This is a genomic window from Clostridium sardiniense (assembly GCF_019753795.1).
GTDB lineage: Bacteria > Bacillota > Clostridia > Clostridiales > Clostridiaceae > Clostridium > Clostridium sardiniense.
The window spans coordinates 1-1,066 of the sequence record NZ_JAIKTU010000041.1; the positions used below are offsets into that span (position 1 = coordinate 1).

The 1,066-nt window shown below is 31.8% G+C and carries 3 rRNA genes; all 3 read left to right on the forward strand.

The features are described 5' to 3' along the window. Positions 1-118: ribosomal RNA gene (locus K5V21_RS19000) — 23S ribosomal RNA — on the forward strand; the annotation flags it as partial. Between the two features lie 54 nt (positions 119-172). Continuing rightward, positions 173-289: ribosomal RNA gene (gene rrf, locus K5V21_RS19005) — 5S ribosomal RNA — on the forward strand. A 683-nt stretch (positions 290-972) separates the two neighbouring features. After that, positions 973-1,066: ribosomal RNA gene (locus K5V21_RS19010) — 16S ribosomal RNA — on the forward strand; the annotation flags it as partial.

The following is a 1,066-nucleotide window of genomic DNA, read 5'->3' on the forward strand; positions in this document are numbered from 1 at the left end:
GATTTCCCATAGCGTAAGCTAGTAAGACCCCTTGAAGAACACAAGGTTGATAGGTCAGAGGTGTAAGCATAGCAATATGTTCAGCTGACTGATACTAATAGGTCGAGGGCTTGACCAATAAAAAAGACGATCAACAAGAATTCATGTGCAATTTTCAGAGAACAATCTGAAATCTGGTGATGATGGCATAGAGGAAACACTCCTTCCCATTCCGAACAGGAAAGTTAAGCTCTATAGCGCCAATGGTACTGCACGGGAGACTGTGTGGGAGAGTAGGACGTTGCCAGGTGAGTAACGAAAAGAGATAGTTTAATTACTATCTCTTTTTTGCGTGTAAAATATATAAATTAATTTAAGAATTATTTTCAGTATAATAAATTTCAATATAATTAAGAAGGTTTTATATAGTTCTGATACTTATTCCTATTTCTAATATATTTATTAATATATTAGAAATAGGAATAATAGAATATATAATAAATGAAGTGTAATATATGAAAGGATCATAATAGAAAATAGATATGTTTAATCTACACATGTCCTAGCGTATCAATAGTAGAAAATAGGAGAAAAGTAGAGAAATAACGCGAAAAATTAGATCTATTTTATATTATAGAGGTATTTTAAAATTCCTAACTCAATAGATATGATATTATTAATTTCGTTGTCCAAGCGAAAGCAAAGTAAACATGATAAATACGATATTAAGAAATGTCGAAAAATGTTGACAAGCAATCGTTTAAGTGATATACTAATTAAGTTGCTAAAGGGAGTAGGAAACATCTTGAAACTCAGAAAAAACTTCTGAAAAAAAGATGTTGACATAAAACTTCTTAAGTGATAAGATAATCAAGTCGCTTCAAGGCGATGAGATAAAATGGTCTTTGAAAATTGAACAGAATATATAAAACATTTAAACAACCAGCAATTCTTTTTATTAAAGTAAGTTTTATGAGTGAAAAGATTAAACTTTTTATTGAGAGTTTGATCCTGGCTCAGGACGAACGCTGGCGGCGTGCCTAACACATGCAAGTCGAGCGATGAAGTTTCTTTCGGGAAACGGATT